This is a genomic window from Enterobacter quasihormaechei, assembly GCF_004331385.1.
Lineage (GTDB): Bacteria > Pseudomonadota > Gammaproteobacteria > Enterobacterales > Enterobacteriaceae > Enterobacter > Enterobacter quasihormaechei.
This window is the reverse complement of record NZ_SJON01000027.1, coordinates 1-20,780: the sequence shown is the minus strand read 5'-3', so window position 1 is coordinate 20,780 and position 20,780 is coordinate 1. Positions and strand designations below refer to the sequence as shown.

At 57.1% G+C, this 20,780-nt stretch carries 19 protein-coding genes and 1 riboswitch; of the genes, 7 read left to right on the top strand and 12 right to left on the bottom strand.

The window, feature by feature from the left end; all coding sequences use genetic code 11:
* The first annotated feature begins 13 nt into the window (after positions 1-13).
* Positions 14-4,237 (top strand): DNA-directed RNA polymerase subunit beta', encoded by a 4,224-nt coding sequence (gene rpoC / locus E0L16_RS21180; RefSeq protein ID WP_006810528.1) that lies wholly within the window; start codon positions 14-16, stop codon positions 4,235-4,237.
* A gap of 56 nt (positions 4,238-4,293) precedes the next feature.
* Here rpoC and E0L16_RS21175 read toward each other — a convergent pair whose 3' ends face one another.
* The 10 genes from E0L16_RS21175 to rsd all read right to left on the bottom strand — a co-directional run bounded on the left by E0L16_RS21175 (position 4,294) and on the right by rsd (position 13,080).
* Entirely contained in the window at positions 4,294-4,611 is a 318-nt protein-coding gene (locus tag E0L16_RS21175; RefSeq protein WP_003862327.1) for a PTS lactose/cellobiose transporter subunit IIA, read from the bottom strand.
* Positions 4,611-4,919 carry a PTS sugar transporter subunit IIB gene (locus E0L16_RS21170; RefSeq protein ID WP_010425948.1) on the bottom strand — a complete coding sequence of 103 codons (309 nt, stop codon included), beginning with the start codon at positions 4,917-4,919 and terminating at the stop codon, positions 4,611-4,613. The genes E0L16_RS21175 and E0L16_RS21170 overlap by 1 nt, the downstream gene beginning before the upstream one ends.
* 180 nt (positions 4,920-5,099) lie before the next feature.
* Complete coding sequence (locus E0L16_RS21165) at positions 5,100-6,641, bottom strand: sensor domain-containing diguanylate cyclase (RefSeq protein WP_131638193.1); 1,542 nt, start codon at positions 6,639-6,641, stop codon at positions 5,100-5,102.
* Between the two features lie 333 nt (positions 6,642-6,974).
* Positions 6,975-8,108 carry a 2-iminoacetate synthase ThiH gene (gene thiH, locus E0L16_RS21160; RefSeq protein WP_131638191.1) on the bottom strand — a complete coding sequence of 378 codons (1,134 nt, stop codon included), beginning with the start codon at positions 8,106-8,108 and terminating at the stop codon, positions 6,975-6,977.
* Positions 8,108-8,875: a thiazole synthase gene (gene thiG, locus E0L16_RS21155; protein ID WP_131638189.1), complete on the bottom strand. Its 768-nt coding sequence runs from the start codon at positions 8,873-8,875 to the stop codon at positions 8,108-8,110. The genes thiH and thiG overlap by 1 nt, the downstream gene beginning before the upstream one ends.
* Before the next feature lies 1 nt (position 8,876).
* Positions 8,877-9,077, bottom strand: coding sequence for a sulfur carrier protein ThiS (gene thiS, locus E0L16_RS21150; RefSeq protein WP_063450072.1), 201 nt, complete (start codon positions 9,075-9,077; stop codon positions 8,877-8,879).
* Entirely contained in the window at positions 9,061-9,816 is a 756-nt protein-coding gene (gene thiF / locus E0L16_RS21145; RefSeq protein WP_131638187.1) for a thiazole biosynthesis adenylyltransferase ThiF, read from the bottom strand. Before thiF ends, thiS begins: the two co-directional genes overlap by 17 nt.
* A complete protein-coding gene (gene thiE / locus E0L16_RS21140) occupies positions 9,803-10,444 on the bottom strand; it encodes a thiamine phosphate synthase (RefSeq protein WP_063865942.1) in 642 nt (213 codons plus the stop codon). The genes thiF and thiE overlap by 14 nt, the downstream gene beginning before the upstream one ends.
* The gene (thiC, locus tag E0L16_RS21135; RefSeq protein WP_107534453.1) at positions 10,444-12,339 is read right to left on the bottom strand and encodes a phosphomethylpyrimidine synthase ThiC; all 1,896 of its coding nucleotides are present in this window, start codon (positions 12,337-12,339) and stop codon (positions 10,444-10,446) included. Before thiC ends, thiE begins: the two co-directional genes overlap by 1 nt.
* 79 nt (positions 12,340-12,418) lie before the next feature.
* Positions 12,419-12,528, bottom strand: a riboswitch (TPP riboswitch).
* A 54-nt stretch (positions 12,529-12,582) separates the two neighbouring features.
* A complete protein-coding gene (rsd, locus tag E0L16_RS21130) occupies positions 12,583-13,080 on the bottom strand; it encodes a sigma D regulator (RefSeq protein WP_112793155.1) in 498 nt (165 codons plus the stop codon).
* Positions 13,081-13,175: 95 nt separating this feature from the next.
* Between rsd and nudC the strand changes: the two genes are divergently transcribed.
* From nudC to E0L16_RS21100, 6 genes are all read left to right on the top strand, one after another.
* The gene (gene nudC / locus E0L16_RS21125; RefSeq protein ID WP_049138089.1) at positions 13,176-13,949 is read left to right on the top strand and encodes an NAD(+) diphosphatase; all 774 of its coding nucleotides are present in this window, start codon (positions 13,176-13,178) and stop codon (positions 13,947-13,949) included.
* A gap of 38 nt (positions 13,950-13,987) precedes the next feature.
* The gene (gene hemE, locus E0L16_RS21120; protein WP_028015107.1) at positions 13,988-15,052 is read left to right on the top strand and encodes a uroporphyrinogen decarboxylase; all 1,065 of its coding nucleotides are present in this window, start codon (positions 13,988-13,990) and stop codon (positions 15,050-15,052) included.
* A gap of 9 nt (positions 15,053-15,061) precedes the next feature.
* Positions 15,062-15,733 carry a deoxyribonuclease V gene (nfi, locus tag E0L16_RS21115; RefSeq protein WP_010425928.1) on the top strand — a complete coding sequence of 224 codons (672 nt, stop codon included), beginning with the start codon at positions 15,062-15,064 and terminating at the stop codon, positions 15,731-15,733.
* 41 nt (positions 15,734-15,774) lie between these two features.
* The gene (locus E0L16_RS21110) at positions 15,775-16,365 is read left to right on the top strand and encodes a YjaG family protein (RefSeq protein ID WP_022646712.1); all 591 of its coding nucleotides are present in this window, start codon (positions 15,775-15,777) and stop codon (positions 16,363-16,365) included.
* Between the two features lie 186 nt (positions 16,366-16,551).
* Positions 16,552-16,824, top strand: a complete 273-nt coding sequence (hupA, locus tag E0L16_RS21105) for a nucleoid-associated protein HU-alpha (protein ID WP_002445246.1) — start codon at positions 16,552-16,554, stop codon at positions 16,822-16,824.
* An 11-nt stretch (positions 16,825-16,835) separates the two neighbouring features.
* The gene (locus E0L16_RS21100; protein WP_131638195.1) at positions 16,836-17,528 is read left to right on the top strand and encodes a DUF1481 domain-containing protein; all 693 of its coding nucleotides are present in this window, start codon (positions 16,836-16,838) and stop codon (positions 17,526-17,528) included.
* Positions 17,529-17,575: 47 nt separating this feature from the next.
* On the opposite strand, the gene purD is transcribed toward E0L16_RS21100, so the two are convergent.
* The gene (gene purD, locus E0L16_RS21095; protein ID WP_131638185.1) at positions 17,576-18,868 is read right to left on the bottom strand and encodes a phosphoribosylamine--glycine ligase; all 1,293 of its coding nucleotides are present in this window, start codon (positions 18,866-18,868) and stop codon (positions 17,576-17,578) included.
* A 15-nt stretch (positions 18,869-18,883) separates the two neighbouring features.
* The gene (purH, locus tag E0L16_RS21090; RefSeq protein WP_049138094.1) at positions 18,884-20,473 is read right to left on the bottom strand and encodes a bifunctional phosphoribosylaminoimidazolecarboxamide formyltransferase/IMP cyclohydrolase; all 1,590 of its coding nucleotides are present in this window, start codon (positions 20,471-20,473) and stop codon (positions 18,884-18,886) included.
* Positions 20,474-20,780: the final 307 nt, after the last annotated feature.

Genomic DNA, 20,780 nt, shown 5'->3' with positions numbered 1-20,780 from the left:
CGGGAGCAAATCCGTGAAAGACTTATTAAAGTTTCTGAAAGCGCAAACTAAAACCGAAGAGTTTGATGCGATCAAAATTGCTCTGGCTTCGCCAGACATGATCCGTTCATGGTCTTTCGGTGAAGTTAAAAAGCCGGAAACCATTAACTACCGTACGTTCAAACCTGAGCGTGACGGCCTTTTCTGTGCGCGTATTTTCGGGCCAGTAAAAGACTACGAGTGCCTGTGCGGTAAGTACAAGCGCCTGAAACACCGTGGTGTGATCTGTGAGAAGTGCGGCGTTGAAGTGACCCAGACTAAAGTGCGCCGTGAGCGTATGGGCCACATCGAGCTGGCGTCTCCGACCGCTCACATCTGGTTCCTGAAATCTCTGCCGTCCCGTATCGGCCTGCTGCTGGATATGCCGCTGCGCGATATCGAACGTGTTCTGTACTTCGAATCTTATGTGGTTATCGAAGGCGGGATGACGAATCTGGAACGTAACCAGATCCTGACCGAAGAACAGTATCTGGACGCGCTGGAAGAGTTCGGTGACGAATTCGACGCGAAGATGGGTGCGGAAGCTATTCAGGCCCTGCTGAAGAGCATGGATCTGGAGCAAGAGTGTGAAACGCTGCGCGAAGAGCTGAACGAAACCAACTCCGAAACCAAGCGTAAAAAGCTGACCAAGCGTATCAAACTGCTGGAAGCGTTCGTTCAGTCTGGTAACAAGCCAGAGTGGATGATCCTGACCGTTCTGCCGGTTCTGCCGCCAGATCTGCGTCCGCTGGTTCCGCTGGATGGTGGTCGTTTCGCAACGTCAGATCTGAACGATCTGTACCGTCGCGTAATCAACCGTAACAACCGTCTGAAACGTTTGCTGGATCTGGCTGCGCCGGACATCATCGTACGCAACGAAAAACGTATGCTTCAGGAAGCAGTCGATGCCCTGTTGGATAACGGTCGTCGCGGTCGTGCGATCACCGGTTCGAACAAACGTCCTCTGAAATCTTTGGCCGACATGATCAAAGGTAAGCAGGGTCGTTTCCGTCAGAACCTGCTCGGTAAACGTGTTGACTACTCCGGTCGTTCTGTAATCACCGTAGGTCCATACCTGCGTCTGCATCAGTGCGGTCTGCCGAAGAAAATGGCACTGGAGCTGTTCAAACCGTTCATCTACGGCAAGCTGGAGCTGCGTGGCCTCGCCACCACCATCAAAGCCGCTAAGAAAATGGTTGAGCGTGAAGAAGCTGTCGTTTGGGATATCCTGGACGAAGTGATCCGCGAACACCCGGTACTGCTGAACCGTGCACCAACCCTGCACCGTCTGGGTATCCAGGCATTTGAGCCAGTACTGATCGAAGGTAAAGCTATCCAGCTGCACCCGCTGGTTTGTGCGGCTTATAACGCCGACTTCGATGGTGACCAGATGGCTGTTCACGTACCGCTGACGCTGGAAGCCCAGCTCGAAGCGCGTGCGCTGATGATGTCTACCAACAACATTCTGTCTCCAGCGAACGGTGAACCAATCATCGTTCCTTCTCAGGACGTTGTACTGGGTCTGTACTACATGACCCGTGACTGTGTTAACGCCAAAGGCGAAGGCATGGTGCTGACTGGCCCTAAAGAAGCTGAGCGTATTTATCGCGCTGGCCTGGCCTCTCTGCATGCGCGCGTTAAAGTGCGTATCACCGAATACGAAAAAGATGAAAACGGCGAATTCGTTGCGCACACCAGCCTGAAAGACACGACCGTTGGCCGTGCGATTCTGTGGATGATCGTACCGAAAGGTCTGCCTTTCTCCATCGTCAACCAGGCGCTGGGCAAGAAAGCGATCTCCAAAATGCTGAACACCTGTTACCGCATTCTGGGTCTGAAGCCGACCGTTATCTTCGCTGACCAGACAATGTACACCGGCTTTGCTTATGCAGCGCGTTCAGGTGCATCTGTTGGTATCGATGACATGGTCATCCCAGAGAAGAAACACGAGATCATCTCTGAAGCGGAAGCTGAAGTTGCTGAAATCCAGGAGCAGTTCCAGTCTGGTCTGGTAACCGCAGGCGAACGTTACAACAAAGTTATCGATATCTGGGCAGCGGCGAACGATCGTGTATCCAAAGCGATGATGGACAACCTGCAAACCGAAACCGTGATTAACCGTGACGGCGTCGAAGAGCAGCAGGTTTCCTTCAACAGCATCTACATGATGGCCGACTCCGGTGCGCGTGGTTCTGCGGCACAGATTCGTCAGCTGGCAGGTATGCGTGGTCTGATGGCGAAGCCAGATGGCTCCATCATCGAAACGCCAATCACCGCGAACTTCCGTGAAGGTCTGAACGTACTCCAGTACTTCATCTCCACGCACGGTGCGCGTAAAGGTCTGGCGGATACCGCACTGAAAACTGCGAACTCCGGTTATCTGACGCGTCGTCTGGTTGACGTTGCGCAGGATCTGGTTGTGACCGAAGACGATTGTGGCACCCTCGAAGGTATCACCATGACCCCAGTTATCGAGGGTGGTGATGTTAAAGAGCCGCTGCGCGATCGCGTACTGGGTCGTGTGACCGCGGAAGACATTCTGAAGCCGGGCACCGCAGACATTCTGGTTCCACGCAACACCCTGCTGCACGAACAGTGGTGTGACCTGCTGGAAGCGAACTCTGTTGACTCCGTGAAGGTACGTTCCGTTGTATCCTGTGACACCGACTTTGGTGTGTGTGCGCACTGCTACGGTCGTGACCTGGCGCGTGGCCACATCATCAACAAAGGTGAAGCCATCGGCGTTATCGCGGCACAGTCCATCGGTGAGCCGGGTACACAGCTGACGATGCGTACGTTCCACATCGGTGGTGCGGCATCTCGTGCGGCTGCTGAATCCAGCATCCAGGTGAAAAACAAAGGTAGCATCAAGCTCAGCAACGCGAAGTCTGTTGTTAACTCCGCAGGCAAGCTGGTTGTGACCTCTCGTAACACCGAGCTGAAGCTGATCGACGAATTCGGTCGTACCAAAGAGAGCTATAAAGTGCCTTACGGTGCGGTTATGGCGAAAGGTGATGGCGAGCAGGTTGCCGGCGGTGAAACCGTTGCAAACTGGGATCCACACACCATGCCGGTAATCACCGAAGTAAGTGGTTTCATCCGCTTTACTGACATGATTGACGGCCAGACCATTACTCGTCAGACCGACGAGCTGACCGGTCTGTCTTCTCTGGTGGTTCTGGATTCTGCTGAACGTACTACCGGCGGTAAAGATCTGCGTCCTGCACTGAAAATCGTTGATGCTCAGGGTAACGACGTTCTGATCCCTGGTACCGATATGCCTGCGCAGTACTTCCTGCCGGGTAAAGCGATTGTACAGCTGGAAGATGGCGTACAGATCAGCTCTGGTGACACCCTGGCGCGTATTCCTCAGGAATCCGGCGGTACCAAGGACATCACCGGTGGTCTGCCACGCGTTGCGGACCTGTTCGAAGCACGTCGTCCGAAAGAGCCTGCAATCCTGGCTGAAATCAGCGGTATCATCTCCTTCGGTAAAGAGACCAAAGGTAAGCGCCGTCTGGTTATCACGCCTGTAGATGGCAGCGAGCCGTACGAAGAGATGATTCCTAAGTGGCGTCAGCTCAACGTGTTCGAAGGTGAACGCGTAGAACGTGGTGACGTGGTTTCCGACGGTCCAGAAGCGCCGCACGACATCCTGCGTCTGCGTGGTGTGCATGCTGTTACTCGTTACATCGTTAACGAAGTACAGGACGTATACCGTCTGCAAGGCGTTAAGATTAACGATAAACACATCGAAGTTATCGTTCGTCAGATGCTGCGTAAAGCCACCATCGAAAACGCGGGCAGCTCCGACTTCCTGGAAGGCGAGCAGGTTGAATACTCACGCGTTAAGATCGCTAACCGCGATCTGGAAGCGAACGGCAAAATCGGTGCGACCTTCGCACGCGATCTGCTGGGTATCACCAAAGCGTCTCTGGCAACCGAGTCCTTCATCTCCGCAGCATCGTTCCAGGAAACCACGCGTGTCCTGACCGAAGCGGCTGTTGCGGGTAAACGTGATGAACTGCGCGGTCTGAAAGAGAACGTTATCGTGGGTCGTCTGATCCCGGCCGGTACCGGTTATGCGTACCACCAGGATCGTATGCGTCGTCGCGCAGCGGGCGAACTGCCAGCTGCACCGCAGGTAACTGCCGAAGATGCATCCGCGAGCCTGGCAGAACTGCTGAACGCAGGTCTGGGCGGTTCCGACAACGAGTAATCGTTGATGCCGTAAATAAAAAACCCGCCTCGGCGGGTTTTTTTATATCTGCATTTTCAGTTTACCAGCGGGATGCGTCGATAAAGCTCAATCATGTCGCCCGCCAGATCCTGGATAACCATCGCGTTCATCAGGTGGTCCTGAGAGTGAACGGTGATCAGGTTAACCGGAAGTTTTCCTGTCCCTTCATCGAGCCCGATGAGCTGCGTCTGGATCGTATGCGCATGTTTCACATACTCGCGCGACTCTTCCATCGCTTTTTCGGCTTCGTCAAAGTCGCCTTTTCGTGCCATCTGCAACGCTGTAAGTGCCGCACTTCGCGCCGCACCTGCATTGACCAATAGCTCCATGATGGTGGTTTCTAAGTCTTCCATTATGACTCCAGCAGTTTAAGCGCTTTTTCCAGTACGGCATCACCTTTCATCATGCCGTAATCCATCATGTCGATAACCGCGACCTTTTTCCCGAGCGGATCGGCCTGCGCCTGGAGTTTTGCCTGTTCGTATTTCACCTGTGGCCCCAGTAATACGATATCAGCCGTCGCGATGTTGTCTTTAAATTCCGCGACCGGAACGGCTTTAATGGTTACTTCGACTCCTTTTTTCTGCGCGGCATCTTTCATACGTTGAACCAGCATGCTGGTTGACATTCCCGCTGCACAGCATAAAACGATGTTCTTCATAGTCAGCCTCGATCTACATGTGTTTATTGATAATTATCCCGTGCAGTGCGCTTCAACAACCGCTTTACCGCGATTGTGTGTCAGGCATCACAAAGAAATCGGCATTTTTCTGAAACCGGTTACAATTTAAAGCAGGAGAGCATTCTGCCCGTCAGAACGGGCAGAATTTCAGGAGGGAGATTATCGGCTGGCCGTGCTTATGATGCGGTTTTTACCCTGTTGTTTAGCGGTATACAGCGCTTCATCTACGCTACCGACAAATTGTTCCAGCGGTTCGAAGTGCCATTCACCCAGCCCCGCGCTGAAGGTCACCCGCAGGTTCTCTTCCCGCCAGGTCCGTTTTTCCACGGCGGTGCGCCAGGCTTCCAGTAGCGCGTGCGCGGAGTTCATCAGCTCGGCCGGGAAAATCACCCCGAACTCTTCTCCACCGTAGCGATAAACCGAGACGTGGTGCGGCTGCATGATCTGAATGCCTTCGCGCGCCACGTTACGCAGAACGATATCCCCGCTCAGGTGGCCCCAGGTGTCGTTAATGGATTTGAAGTTATCAATGTCGACCAGCGCCAGAGCGAAGGGTTGATGAGCGGCCATCAACGCATCCACATCGTTGTCGAAGGCTCGGCGGTTTTTACAGCCTGTCAGCGCATCATGGGTGGCCTGACGGACATAGGCCAGCTCCCGTTCTTTATTGGTTCGAATGGTATGGCTGAGCATCGCCTCAAGACGTGGCGCCTGGTTGACGTCGCCGGTTTTGATGGCGTTGATAATGTTCATCAGCACTGAACGTGAGGCATGACGAAGATACAGTCCGAACAGAATGATGATGATTGCCGCCAGCGCAAATCCCCAGCCGACGACGGTGGTTTCATGCCGGGTGATGACGGATAGCGTGGCATCGGAAACCCGATAAATCACAAACCAGTCCGGATTGGTGAACGAGTAGTAGTAATACCAGGTCTTGCTTCTGGAATCGAAGAGATAGCCTTCGCCGCTGGTCATTTTGTCCATCAGCGCTTCGCTGACGTACTGCTTAAAGAGCGCCCCCGTGTCCGGATGAAGCACAACGGCGCCGTCACGTTCGACGACGAAAAACTCACCCTGTACGGGAGCTACCATCTGGCGCAGGGTATATCCCATGGAGGTTAAATCAAGATGGAAAGCGAGCGTGCCCTTCAGACGGCCTTCCGGTGAAATGACCGGCTTATAGAGGGTGACGGTGGGATGTTGGGTGAAATAGTCCAGATAGGGGCGGGTGTAGTGCGGAAAGTTACTGGCTTCCGCTTGCCCGATAAACCATGGGCGGGTTCGTGCATCGAACGTCTGACTCTTCTCCGTTGGCAGGACTTCCGGCGCGCGCAGATGGCGCCCCTCCGTGTCCGCCAGAGAGATAGACGACACCGTCGGCATCAGATTCTGCAAATGCATTAACATCTGCAAACCGTGTGCCGGATCGATATTTAACGTCTGATTCACTCTGTCATTACGGGCGTAGTACATCGCCGCGCGACCAAGAATATAGTCATTTTCCCGCAGAATGGACTCGGTATAGTTCACCGCCAGATTATGGGTGAAGTTACCATTAATTTTATGATAATCCTCAAGAAAATCCTTTCGCTGTGAAAGGATGACCAGGATCGCGATCAGCACGAAGCTGAAGAGGATCCCCGCGAAGCTGACCATAATGGGGCGGGTAAAAGAGAGCTTTTTACTGTGGAGTGCCATGAGTTGTACATCAGTCCAGATGGTAGGCGCGTTGCGTCTGTCGATATCCTCAGCATAGTCGCTGTCCGGTTGCTGGTAGTAAATTATACAGAAGGCGACTTCCGACGAGATGATTTATCTTAAGAGTAGCTAAGAAAAGTCGCATTTATTTTAACGATTGAAATTTTTTTTAAGAGGCGGAGGGCAGGGCGAAACGAGGAAGAAGCATTTTCACCCTGGTCAGCGTCCGTTGCTGACGGGGTTAATCATAAGAAAACCGGACGGATTTCCTCAATCGCCCGGTTTTGATCTCACGAGCCCCCTCGTAACCCTTTCGCGATTTTGCAGGCGGTTTCAGCGCGAATGCGAGGCTCTTCCCAGCCAGCTGTCCCAGTCTTTCCACACCGGCTGTAGGCCCTGTGCCGCCAGTGCTTCCGCCACCGCTTCGGGCCGTCGTCCGTCGTGAGGCGTAAACTGTTCCAGTTCCGGGCGATCGTCCGCGTAACCACCCGGCTGCGTTTTGGAAAAGGCGCTGACGTTGTTGATCGCCAGGGGGATCGCGCGGTCGCGAAACGCCGGGGATTCACGCGTGGAGAGCGACAGTTCCACTTCCGGCGCGAACAGGCGAAAGGCGCATATTGTTTGCACCAGCTGGCGCTCATCCATTATCGAGGCAGGTGCAACGCCTCCCGTACACGGACGCAGCCGCGGGAACGAGATGGAATAGCGGCTTTGCCAGTAGTTCTGCTGTAGCCACAGCAGATGCTCCGCCACCATATAGCAATCCACCCGCCAGCTGTCAGACAGACCGATAAGCGCGCCCAGCCCAATTTTGTCGATGCCGGCGCGCCCCAGCCTGTCCGGGGTTTCCAGCCGGAAAAAGAAATCCTGCTTCTTCCCTTTCAGGTGATGCCGGGCATAAGTCGCCTCATGGTAGGTTTCCTGATAAACCATTACGCCGTCCAGCCCGAGGGTTTTCAGCTCCGCGTACTCCTCCTGCGACAGCGGCTGTACTTCCATCTGCAATGAGGCAAATTCGCGGCGAATGGCCGGAAGATGCTGGCGAAAATAGTCCATCCCCACTTTGCTCTGATGTTCACCCGTCACCAGCAGAAGATGTTCAAATCCCATTTCACGAATAGCGTCACACTCGCGGGCGATCTCATGCTCATCCAGCGTTTTACGCTTAATGCGGTTGCTCATGGAGAAGCCACAGTAGGTGCAGTCGTTGGCGCACAGGTTAGAAAGATAGAGCGGCACGTAAAAGCTCACCGTGTTGCCAAAGCGCTGGCGGGTAAGGCGTTGAGCGCGCTGCGCCATCGGTTCAAGGTATGCGCTGGCTGCCGGAGAAAGCAGGGCCATCAAATCCTCGCGGGTCAGATGACGGGCTGTTAACGCCCGCTCTACGTCCGCAGAGGTTTTACTGTTGATGCGTAAGGCAATATCGTCCCAGTGAAGCTGACGCCAGCGATCGGTAAAGGTAGCCATCAGAGCGCCTCCAGAAAACCGGTCAGCGGGCTCGTAGCCTGTGCATGAAGGCTGCGCGAGCCTGGACCGGACTGCCGTGCCAGCAGACCGGACTCCACCGCAAGGCGGAACGCGCGCGCCATCATCACCGGATCGTCGGCCACCGCAATCGCGGTATTGACCAGCACCGCATCGGCGCCCATTTCCAGCGCCTGCGCGGCGTGGCTGGGTACGCCGATGCCCGCATCCACCACCACGGGCACGGTAGCCTGCTCAATAATGATCTCCAGCATTGCGCGGGTTTCGAGCCCCTGATTAGAGCCAATGGGCGCCCCCAGCGGCATGACGGCGGCGCAGCCGATCTCTTCCAGACGCTTGCACAGCACGGGATCCGCGCCGCAGTAAGGCAGAACGGTAAACCCCTGCTGTACCAGCTTTTCTGCGGCTTTCAGGGTCTCTATCGGGTCCGGCAGCAGCCAGCGCGCATCCGGGTGAATTTCCAGCTTCAGCCAGCGGGTGCCGAGCGCTTCCCGGGCCAGCTGTGCGGCGAAAATCGCCTCCTCGGCCGTTTTCGCACCGGAGGTGTTAGGCAGCAGCGTGACGCCGGCTTCCAACAACGGTACAAGAATGGCATCGTTGTGCTGGCGAAGGTCCACGCGCTTCATCGCCAGCGTCACCAGCTGGCTGCCGCTTTCTCGGATGGCATCCACCATCAGCTGCGGGGAGGCGAACTTTCCGGTTCCGGTAAACAGATGTGAATCAAAGACTTTATCGGCAATACGTAACATCTCAGCCCCCTGCGATAACCTGAAACAGCAGGATCTGGTCGCCTTCATTGACCTGCTGACGTTCCCACTGCTCGCGCGGCAGGATCTGTTGATTGAGCGCCAGCGCCGTTCCCGGCTTCAGCTGGCGCAGCGTGTCGAGCAGGGCGGCAACGGTGAGACCGTCGTCGCACGTCATCGGCTCATCGTTAAACAGAATGCGCATTGCGGCCTCCGCATACCGGGCAGTGGCTGGCGCGGCTTAACGCCAGATGGCGCCAGCCGCCGGAACGGGCGTCGAACAGCCGGAGCGTGTTGCGCGCTGTTTCCATGCCGCTGAGCAGCTTGATGGCCTCCAGCGCCTGGAGGGTGCCCATCACGCCCACCACCGGGCCAAGAATGCCTGCCGTGCGGCAGTTACGCTCCGGTTCAGCCTCGTCCGGCCACAGGCAGCGGTAACAGCCCTGCGCCCACGGCGGCGTAAGCACCATTATCTGCCCGCCGAAACCGACCGCGCTCGCGGTGATCAGCGGCGTGTTCTGTGCAACACAGGCCGCGTTGATGGCCTGACGCGTTGCCATGTTGTCCGTGCAGTCCAGCACCGCGTCGGCAAGGGCAACTTCGCGTTGCAGCTCGTCTTCGCTAAGCCGCGTCTGGAGCGCAACCAGTTCGATATCGGGGTTAAGCTGGTTCAGCCGCTGGCGCGTAACCTGCGCCTTAGGCTGGTTAACATCTTCTGTCGTGAAGAGGATTTGCCGTTGCAGGTTGCTGAGGTGTACTTCATCGTCATCGGCCAGTACCAGCGTACCCACGCCCGCACCGGCCAGATACAGCGCGGCGGGGGCGCCTAATCCGCCCAGGCCGACAATCAGTACCCGGCTGGCGAGCAGCTTTTGCTGCCCGTCAATGGCGATATCCTCCAGCAGGATCTGGCGGCTGTAGCGCATAAAATCACGATCTTTCATCGCCTGCTCCTGCCAGTTGTAAAAGCCGTGCGGTGGCGGCCTGCCAGTCTGCCGCCTGGGTGATAGCGCTGACGACGGCGATACTGCCGACGCCGGTTTCCAGTACGGCGGGCGCACGTTCAAGGCTGATCCCGCCGATGGCGACGGTAGGATAATCGGCAAGGCGCTTCACGTGCGCCGCCAGCTGCGTCAAACCCTGCGGGGCAGACGGCATCTGCTTGGTTTGCGTCGGGAAAACGTGACCGAGGGCGATGTAAGAGGGACGGGCTGCCAGCGCCACGTCGATCTCCATGTCATCGTGTGTTGAAACGCCAAGGCGCAGGCCAGCCTGGCGGATGGCGTTCAAATCGGTGGTTTCCAGATCTTCCTGACCCAGATGGACGCCGTACGCCCGGTGCTTGATGGCCAGCCGCCAGTAGTCGTTGATAAACAGGCGAGCAGTGTAGCGATGCCCCAGCGCGATGGCGGCGGCGACGTCGGCCTCCACCTCTTCATCGCGCTTATCCTTGATGCGCAGCTGGAGGGTGCGAACGCCGGCCTCCAGCAGGCGGGCGATCCACTCCACGCTGTCCACCACCGGGTAAAGCCCTAAGCGGAAGGGCACGGAGGGAAAATCGGGCTGGTACATTACGCCTCCTCTTTTTTGAGGTAAATTTCGCCGCCTCTGGCGCGGAAGGTTTCCGACATGTCCGCCATACCGACTTCAATGGTCTGCGCAGCGGCGTAGTCCCGCACCTCCTGGCTGATTTTCATCGAGCAGAATTTTGGCCCGCACATGGAGCAGAAGTGCGCCACCTTGCCCGACTCCTGGGGCAGGGTTTCATCGTGATAGGCGCGGGCGGTAAACGGATCCAGCGCCAGGTTGAACTGGTCTTCCCAGCGGAATTCAAAGCGCGCTTTGGACATGGCGTTATCGCGGATTTGCGCGCCCGGATGGCCTTTCGCCAGATCCGCCGCGTGGGCGGCAATCTTGTAGGTAATCAGTCCCTGCTTCACGTCCTCTTTGTTGGGCAGACCGAGGTGCTCTTTCGGCGTCACGTAGCAGAGCATGGCGCAGCCGAACCAGCCGATCATCGCCGCGCCAATCCCGGAGGTGAAGTGGTCGTAGCCCGGTGCGATATCGGTGGTCAATGGCCCCAGAGTGTAGAACGGCGCTTCGTGGCAGTGCTCCAGCTCCTCGGTCATGTTGCGGCGGATCATCTGCATCGGCACGTGGCCCGGGCCTTCAATCATCACCTGCACGTCATACTCCCAGGCGATTTTGGTTAGCTCGCCCAGGGTGTGCAGCTCGGCAAACTGCGCCTCGTCGTTGGCGTCGCGGATAGAGCCCGGACGCAGGCCGTCGCCCAGCGAAAGCGAAACGTCGTACGCGGCGCAGATCTCGCAGATCTCGCGGAAGTGCTCGTAGAGGAAGTTTTCCTGATGATGGGACAGGCACCACTTCGCCATGATGGATCCACCGCGTGAGACGATGCCGGTCAGACGTTTCGCCGTCATCGGCACGTAGCGCAGCAGCACGCCCGCGTGGATGGTGAAGTAGTCCACGCCCTGTTCCGCCTGCTCCAGCAGCGTATCGCGGAACGCTTCCCAGGTGAGGTTTTCGGCGATGCCGTTGACCTTCTCCAGCGCCTGGTAAATCGGTACGGTGCCGATCGGCACCGGGCTGTTACGCAGGATCCACTCGCGGGTTTCGTGGATGTAACGCCCCGTGGAGAGATCCATCACCGTGTCCGCGCCCCAGCGCGTCGACCAGACCAGCTTTTCCACCTCTTCTTCGATGGACGAGGTGACGGCAGAGTTGCCGATGTTGGCGTTAACCTTCACCAGGAAGTTGCGGCCGATAATCATCGGCTCCGATTCCGGGTGGTTGATGTTGGCGGGGATAATCGCGCGCCCGGCGGCCACTTCATCACGCACAAACTCCGGCGTGATGTTTTCCGGCAGGCGAGCGCCGAAGCCTTCGCCAGGATGCTGGTGGCGCAATATTTCGCTGCGGATGCGCTCGCGCCCCATGTTTTCACGGATGGCGATGAACTCCATCTCCGGCGTGACGATCCCCTGGCGCGCGTAGTGCAGCTGGGTTACGCATTTGCCCGCCCTGGCGCGTTTTGGCGTCAGCAGGCCGGTAAAGCGCAGCTCGTCCAGGCCGTCGTCGGCCAGACGTTCTTTGGTGTACGCAGAGCTGCGCACGCTCAGCTCTTCGCAGTCGTTACGCGCGTCAATCCACGGCTGGCGCAGCTTTGCCAGCCCCTGCTGGACGTTGATGGCGACAGAGGGATCGCCGTACGGGCCGGAGGTGTCGTACACCGGCACGGCTTCGTTGTCTTCATACTGCGGGTTCTCTTTGCTGCCGCCGATAAGCGTCGGGCTGAGCTGGATTTCGCGCATTGGCACGCGAATATCGGCCTGTGAACCGGTGATGTAGATGCGTTTCGAGTTCGGGAAAGCGGTGCCTTCCAGGGTGTCGATGAAGCGTTGCGCGTGTTCGCGCTGTTCGCGGCGGGTCAGTTTTGTTGTAGACATAGCTCATTCCAGAAGTGAAGGACATGGCTTGTCAGACGACGGATGAAGCAAGAGGAGATCGCCCCAGGGGCGATACAACAGCAGCATGACTCTTGTTCCCTTCGCAGGTATTAACCTGATCAGGTTCCGCGGATCCCGAATTAACGGTCTCAGCCCGTGCTTACACACTGGGCACTCCGACAAGAAAAATCCCCCTCCGCAGAGGGGCGACTGGTTGTAAATTACTCGTTAACGATTAAGAACTCAAGCAGGGCGCACAACGTTATCGCTGCTGCTGATATTCAGGTTGTTATCCAGCACGAGGGCGATGAGCTTGTCTTCCAGCGTGAATCGCTCTTCCAGCGCTTCGCCCAGGTCCGAAAGCGCCTGCTGGAACTCAAGATAGTTATCGTGATCGATAGCGTTCTCAAGCGTGGAATCGTAGTAGTCCATGATCTTCTGGGTGTTGGCTTCCAGCTGCGGACAGAGTTTGCTGGCCGCTAAATACGGCGTTGTCCCTTCCATTTCGCGGATAATGCGTTCATAAATGTTGAAATGGCCGTCGGAGAGGTAGTCGACCAGGCTCTGACAAAAATCATCCAGCGCTTTTTCATTCAGCCGCATAAAGGATTCTTTGCCAGGCTTAAGACCGACCAGATTGTAATACGCCACAAGGAGATGCTTGCGCACATGTAGCCAGCGATCCACCAGGGTGTTACTTCCTCCAACGCGCTCAGTCAGGCTTTCCAGCTGGTTTAACATGGTCGACTCCATAAGGTTTAGAATGGGATCTGCTTATCCAAAATGTAACCACAATGCTAACAACATGTCAGTGAAGCGAAGGTAGTGCAATAGATATGGATCGTATTATTGAAAAATCAGATCTGGGTTGGTGGATCGTCAGCCACGAACAAAAATTATGGCTGCCCTCAGGAGAGTTGCCCTACGGTGCCGCGGAAACGTTCGATCTGGTGGGCCAGTCCGCGCTGAAGATCGGCGAGTGGCAGGGCGATCCCGTGTGGTTGATCCAGCAGGCGCGCCGTCAGGATATGGGATCCGTACGTCAGGTGTTAGATCTGGACGTCGGCCTGTTCCAGCTGGCGGGGCGCGGCGTACAGCTGGCGGAGTTTTACCGCTCGCACAAATACTGCGGTTACTGCGGGCACACCATGCACCCAAGCAAAACCGAATGGGCGCTGCTCTGCGGCCACTGCCGTGAACGCTACTATCCGCAAATCGCGCCGTGCATCATCGTCGCCATCCGCCGTGATGATTCCATCCTGCTGGCGCAGCATACCCGTCATCGCAACGGCATTCATACCGTCCTCGCCGGGTTCGTGGAAGTAGGCGAAACGCTGGAGCAGGCGGTGGCGCGCGAGGTGATGGAGGAGAGCAGCATCAAGGTGAAGAACCTGCGCTACGTGACCTCCCAGCCGTGGCCGTTCCCGATGTCCCTGATGACCGCGTTTATGGCGGAATACGACAGCGGCGAGATTGTTATCGACCAGAAAGAACTGCTGGAGGCGAACTGGTACCGCTACGACAATTTACCGCTGTTACCCCCGCCGGGAACGGTGGCGCGTCGCCTGATAGAAGATACCGTGGCAATGTGTCGGGCCGAGTATGAGTAGTGTTACACTGACGGCCTGACGCAATAAGGAACTGCAAAATGACCGAACTGAAGAACGATCGTTATCTGCGTGCGCTGCTGCGCCAGCCCGTTGATGTCACCCCGGTGTGGATGATGCGCCAGGCGGGACGCTATCTGCCAGAGTACAAAGCCACGCGCGCGCAGGCGGGCGATTTTATGTCGCTGTGCAAAAACGCCGAGCTAGCCTGTGAGGTGACGCTCCAGCCGCTGCGCCGCTTCCCGCTGGATGCCGCCATTCTCTTTTCGGACATTCTTACCATTCCGGACGCGATGGGCCTGGGGCTCTATTTCGAAACCGGCGAGGGCCCGCGCTTCACCTCCCCAATCAAAAGCAAAGCCGACGTCGATAAACTGCCGATCCCCGATCCGGAAGGCGAGCTGGGCTACGTGATGAACGCTGTGCGCACCATTCGCCGCGAGCTGAAGGGCGAAGTGCCGCTGATTGGTTTCTCCGGCAGCCCGTGGACGCTGGCCACCTACATGGTTGAAGGCGGCAGCAGCAAAGCCTTCACCATGATTAAAAAGATGATGTACGCCGAACCGCTGGCGCTGCATGCGCTGCTCGACAAGCTGGCGAAGAGCGTCACCCTCTACCTCAACGCGCAGATTAAAGCGGGCGCGCAGTCGGTGATGATTTTCGACACCTGGGGCGGTGTGCTGACCGGGCGTGATTATCAGCAGTTCTCCCTGTACTACATGCACAAAATCGTCGATGGCCTGCTGCGTGAAAACGACGGTCGCCGCGTGCCGGTAACGCTGTTCACCAAAGGCGGCGGCCAATGGCTGGAAGCGATGGCGGCCACCGGCTGCGACGCGCTGGGCCTCGACTGGACCACCGATATTGCCGATGCGCGCCGTCGCGTGGGCGACAAAGTGGCGCTACAGGGCAACATGGATCCATCCATGCTCTATGCTCAGCCTGCCCGCATCGAAGAGGAAGTGTCGACTATACTGTCTGGTTTCGGCCAGGGTGAAGGCCACGTCTTTAACCTCGGCCACGGCATTCATCAGGATGTACCGCCTGAACACGCAGGCGTATTTGTGGAGGCGGTGCATCGGCTTTCTGCCCAGTATCACAAGTAAGGAGTGGTTATGGATCTCGCGTCGCTACGCGCTCAGCAAATCGAACTGGCTTCATCGGTGATCCGCGAGGATCGTCTGGATAAGGATCCCCCGCAGTACATTGGCGGGGCGGACGTCGGGTTTGAGCAGGGCGGTGAAGTGACGCGGGCGGCGATGGTGGTGCTGAAATACCCGTCGCTGGAGCTGGTGGAGTACAAGGTGGCGCGTATCGCCACCACCATGCCCTATATTCCCGGCTTTCTCTCCTTCCGCGAATACCCCGCGCTGCTGGCCGCATGGGAGCAACTCTCGCAAAAACCTGACCTGCTGTTTGTTGATGGGCACGGTATCTCACATCCGCGCCGCTTAGGCGTCGCCAGCCACTTTGGTCTGCTGGTGGACGTGCCAACCATCGGCGTGGCGAAAAAACGCCTGTGCGGCGCGTTTGAGCCACTCTCTGCCGAACCGGGCGCGCTGGCGCCGCTTATCCATAAAGGCGAGCAGCTGGCGTGGGTCTGGCGCAGTAAAGCGCGCTGTAATCCGCTGTTTATTGCCACCGGGCATCGGGTGAGCATGGACAGCGCGCTGGCGTGGGTGCAGCGCTGCATGAAGGGCTATCGATTACCGGAGCCAACCCGCTGGGCTGACGCCGTTGCCTCTTCACGTCCGGCATTCATTCGTTGGCAGGAAATTCAGCCGTGATTCAGGTAAACTGCGGCTAATTTTCGATTCGAGACATCATCATGTTACAAAACCCGATTCATCTGCGCCTTGAGAAGCTGGAAAGCTGGCAGCACGTGACGTTTATGGCTTGCCTGTGCGAGCGCATGTATCCCAACTATGCCGCGTTCTGTAAGCAAACGGAGTTTGGCGAAGGCCAGATTTATCGACGTATCCTGGATTTGATCTGGGAGACGCTGACGGTGAAAGACGCAAAGGTGAACTTCGATTCACAGCTGGAAAAGCTGGAAGAGGCGATCCCGGCGGCGGACGATTACGACCTGTATGGCGTTTATCCGGCTATCGATGCCTGCGTGGCGTTGAGCGAGCTGATCCACTCCCGTCTGAGCGGTGAAACGCTGGAGCACGCCATTGAAGTCAGTAAGGCGTCCATCACGACCGTCGCGATGCTGGAAATGACGCAGGAAGGCCGCGAAATGACCGACGAAGAGCTGCGTGCTAACCCGGCGGTTGAACAGGAATGGGACATTCAGTGGGAGATTTTCCGCCTGCTGGCAGAGTGTGAAGAGCGTGATATTGAGCTGATCAAAGGGCTGCGTGCGGACCTGCGTGAGGCCGGTGAGAGCAATATTGGTATAATTTTTAACCAATGAGACAACAAAACGTGATTTAACGCCTGTTTTGTCACTCCTCGACTCTTCCCTTTCGCCCCCCGTCTGGTCTACATTTGGGGGGCGAAAAAAAGTGGCTATCGGTGCGTGTATGCAGGAGAGTGCTTTTTTGGCATTTTCGTCGCACTCGATGCTTAGCAAGCGATAAACACATTGAAAGGATAACTTATGAACAAGACTCAACTGATTGATGTAATTGCGGACAAGGCTGATCTGTCTAAAGTGCAGGCTAAAGCTGCTCTGGAATCTACCCTGGCTGCTATTACTGAGTCTCTGAAAGAAGGCGATGCTGTACAACTGGTTGGTTTCGGTACCTTCAAAGTGAACCACCGCGCTGAGCGTACTGGCCGCAACCCGCAGACCGGTAAAGAAATCAAAATCGCCGCAGCTAACGTGCCGGCATTTGTTTCTGGTAAAGCACTGAAAGACGCAGTTAAGTAAGACGCGTGGCAGTGAACAGTTTTAACGAAGGGGCGGCAACGCCCCTTTTGTCATTCTGGCGTGGAACGCTCGCGCTGGCAGGCGTACTGTTGCTGTCTGCCTGTAGCCATGATTCCTCACTCCCCCCGTTTACCGCCAGCGGCTACGCTGACAACCAGGGCGCGGTCAGGATCTGGCGCAAAGATTCCAGCGATGAAGTCCATATGCTTACCGCGTTCAGCCCGTGGCATAACGGCAACACCTCGACCGCAGAGTACCGCTGGCAGGGCGATGCGCTGTCGCTGATTGAACTGAACATCTACAGCAAGACCCCCGAACACGTGAAGGTGCGTTTCGACGACCACGGCGAGCTGAGCTTTATGCAGCATGAAGTCAGCGGGTTGAAACAGCAGCTTTCCAGCGATCAGGTTGCCCTTTACCGCTACCGCGCCGAACAGCTCCGTCAGACCAGCGACGCGCTGCGTCAGGGCCGCGTGGTGCTGCGCCAGGGGCGCTGGCATGCCAATGGCACGGTGACCACCTGCGAAGGGCAGACCGTAAAGCCTGAACTTGAATCCTGGGCAACCGAACACATTCAGCGCCGTCAGCGGCATTCGTCTATGGAAGTGAGCGTGGCGTGGCTTGAGGCGCCGGAAGGCTCTCAGCTGCTGCTGGTGGCGAACGAAGACTTCTGCACCTGGCAGCCGACAGAGAAAAGTTTTTGATTTAAGTTCCCTCTCCCTTGAGGGAGAGGGTTAGGGTGAGGGGGAAATTACTCCCCCTGCTCCCGCGCAATGGCACGATAACCGATATCCTGACGGCTAAAGCTGCCGTCCCAGTGAATATCCGCCATCAGCGCATAGGCGCGTTTCTGCGCTTCTGCCACGGTCTGGCCCAGTGCGGTCGCACACAGCACGCGGCCGCCGTTGGACAGCACGCGGTCATCGTCAGCCAGCTTTGTCCCGGCGTGGAACACCTTCGCGCCGTCAATCTCTTCCAGCGGCAGGCCGTGGATCTCATCTCCGGTGCTGTAGTTCCCCGGATAGCCGCCCGCAGCAATCACCACGCCCAGAGACGCACGCTCGTCCCACTCTGAGGTTTTCTCGTCCAGCTTGCCTTCGCAGGCCGCCAGACACAGATCCACCAGGTCGGATTTCATGCGCAGCATGATCGGCTGGGTTTCCGGATCGCCAAAGCGGCAGTTGAATTCGATCACCTTCGGGTTGCCCTGCTTGTCGATCATCAGGCCTGCGTAGAGGAAGCCGGTATAGGTGTTACCTTCCGCCGCCATGCCCTTCACGGTAGGCCAGATGATGCGGTCCATGGTGCGCTGATGCACCTCATCGGTGACAACGGGAGCAGGGGAGTAAGCGCCCATCCCGCCGGTGTTGGGGCCGGTATCGCCATTGCCCACGCGCTTGTGATCCTGGCTGGTGGCCATCGGCAGAACGTGCTCGCCGTCGACCATCACGATAAAGCTCGCCTCTTCGCCGTCGAGGAATTCTTCGATCACGATGCGGTGGCCCGCATCGCCAAAGGCGTTGCCTGCCAGCATATCCTGGACTGCCGCTTCGGCTTCTTCGAGCGTCATCGCCACGATAACGCCTTTCCCGGCGGCCAGGCCGTCAGCTTTGATGACAATCGGCGCGCCTTTTTCACGCAGGTAAGCCAGCGCGGGCTCGACGTCGGTGAAGTTCTGATACTCCGCCGTCGGAATGTTATGACGCGCGAGGAAATCTTTGGTGAAGGCTTTTGAGCCTTCCAGCTGCGCGGCACCTTCCGTTGGGCCGAAGATTTTCAGGCCAGCGGCGCGGAAGGCGTCTACGACGCCAATCACCAGCGGCGCTTCCGGGCCAACGATGGTCAGATCGATCTTCTCGGTCTGGGCAAAGCTCAGCAGCGCCGGGATATCGGTTACGCCGATTGCGACGTTTTGCAGCGCGGGTTCCAGCGCCGTACCGGCGTTACCCGGCGCCACAAAGACGGTTTCCACCTGCGGGGACTGCGCCGCTTTCCATGCCAGCGCGTGCTCGCGCCCGCCATTACCAATCACTAATACTTTCATTTTCTGCTCCGGGAATTAATGGCGGAAGTGGCGCATGTCGGTAAAGATCATTGCGATGCCGTGTTCGTCGGCAGCGGCAATCACCTCGTCGTCGCGGATAGAGCCGCCAGGCTGGATCACACAGGTGATGCCCACCGCAGCCGCAGCGTCGATACCGTCGCGGAACGGGAAGAAGGCGTCAGAGGCCATGGCGGAGCCTTTCACTTCCAGGCCTTCGTCGCCTGCTTTGATACCGGCAATTTTCGCAGAGTAAACGCGGCTCATCTGGCCTGCGCCTATCCCGATGGTCATGTTCTCTTTGGCGTAAACAATGGCGTTAGACTTCACGAACTTCGCCACTTTCCAGCAGAACAGCGCGTCGCGCAGCTCCTGTTCGGTCGGCTGACGTTTGGTCACCACGCGCAGGTCGGCTTCTGTCACCATACCCAAATCGCGATCCTGAACCAGCAGACCGCCGTTCACGCGCTTGAAGTCCAGGCCCGGCACGCGTTCCGCCCACTGACCGCAAACCAGCACGCGCACGTTCTGTTTTGCCGCAGTGATTTTCAACGCTTCTTCTGATGCGGACGGCGCGATGATCACTTCGACAAACTGGCGGGAGATGATGGCCTGCGCGGTTTCGGCATCCAGCTCGCGGTTGAAGGCGATAATGCCGCCGAACGCGGAGGTCGGGTCGGTTTTGTAGGCGCGATCGTAGGCATCCAGAATAGAAGTGCTTACCGCAACGCCGCACGGGTTGGCGTGCTTGACGATAACGCAGGCCGGCTCGCTGAACTCTTTCACGCATTCCAGCGCGGCGTCGGTGTCGGCAATGTTGTTATAGGAAAGGGCTTTGCCCTGAACCTGCTGGGCGGTCGCAACGGAGGCTTCTTTTACCTCTTCTTCTATATAGAAGGCAGCCTGCTGATGGCTGTTCTCACCGTAACGCATATCCTGCTTCTTAATGAAGTTCAGGTTCAGGGTGCGCGGGAAGCGGCCAGAGGGATCTTTGCTTTCGCCGTGGTAGGCAGGCACCAGGCTACCGAAGTAGTTGGCGATCATGCTGTCGTACGCGGCGGTGTGTTCGAACGCCTTAATCGCAAGGTCGAAGCGGGTTTCGAGAGTGAGGGAGCCGTCGTTAGCATCCATCTCATTAATAATGGCGCTGTAGTCGCTGCTCTTCACCACGATGGCCACATCTTTATGGTTCTTCGCCGCGGAGCGCACCATGGTTGGGCCGCCGATATCAATATTCTCAACCGCATCTTCCAGAGAGCAGCCTTCGCGGGCGACGGTCTGGGCAAACGGATAGAGGTTAACAACGACCATATCGATAGGCGCGATGTCATGCTGTTCCATAATGCCGTCGTCCTGACCGCGACGGCCCAGAATGCCGCCGTGCACTTTCGGATGCAGGGTTTTGACGCGTCCATCCATCATTTCCGGGAAACCGGTGTAGTCGGACACTTCGGTTACCGGCAGACCTTTATCTGCTAACAGGCGAGCGGTACCGCCTGTAGAAAGCAGCTCCACACCGCGTGCGGAAAGTGCCTGAGCGAATTCGACGATACCGGCTTTATCAGAAACACTGAGCAGAGCGCGGCGGACTGGACGACGTTGTTGCATGGTAAATCCCCTGGATTTCACGATTACAGAGAGCGTTAGATGAATTTTCCAGCGAAAAACTCATCTAACACACCTGACGAGGCCTCCTTGTTAAGCGCGAGCATTTTAACGAAAACGTTTGCGCAACGCTCGCATATTTTCACTTTTTCGAAGTGCTGTGGATAACTCTGTGTGTAAAAGGGTATAAGGCGGGGTTTTGCTGGGGAATGCAGCAGTCAGTCATTTTTCTGTCATTTAGCGGTTGCGGCCTGCGGAGAACTCCCTATAATGCGCCTCCATCGACACGGCGGATGTGAATCACTTCACG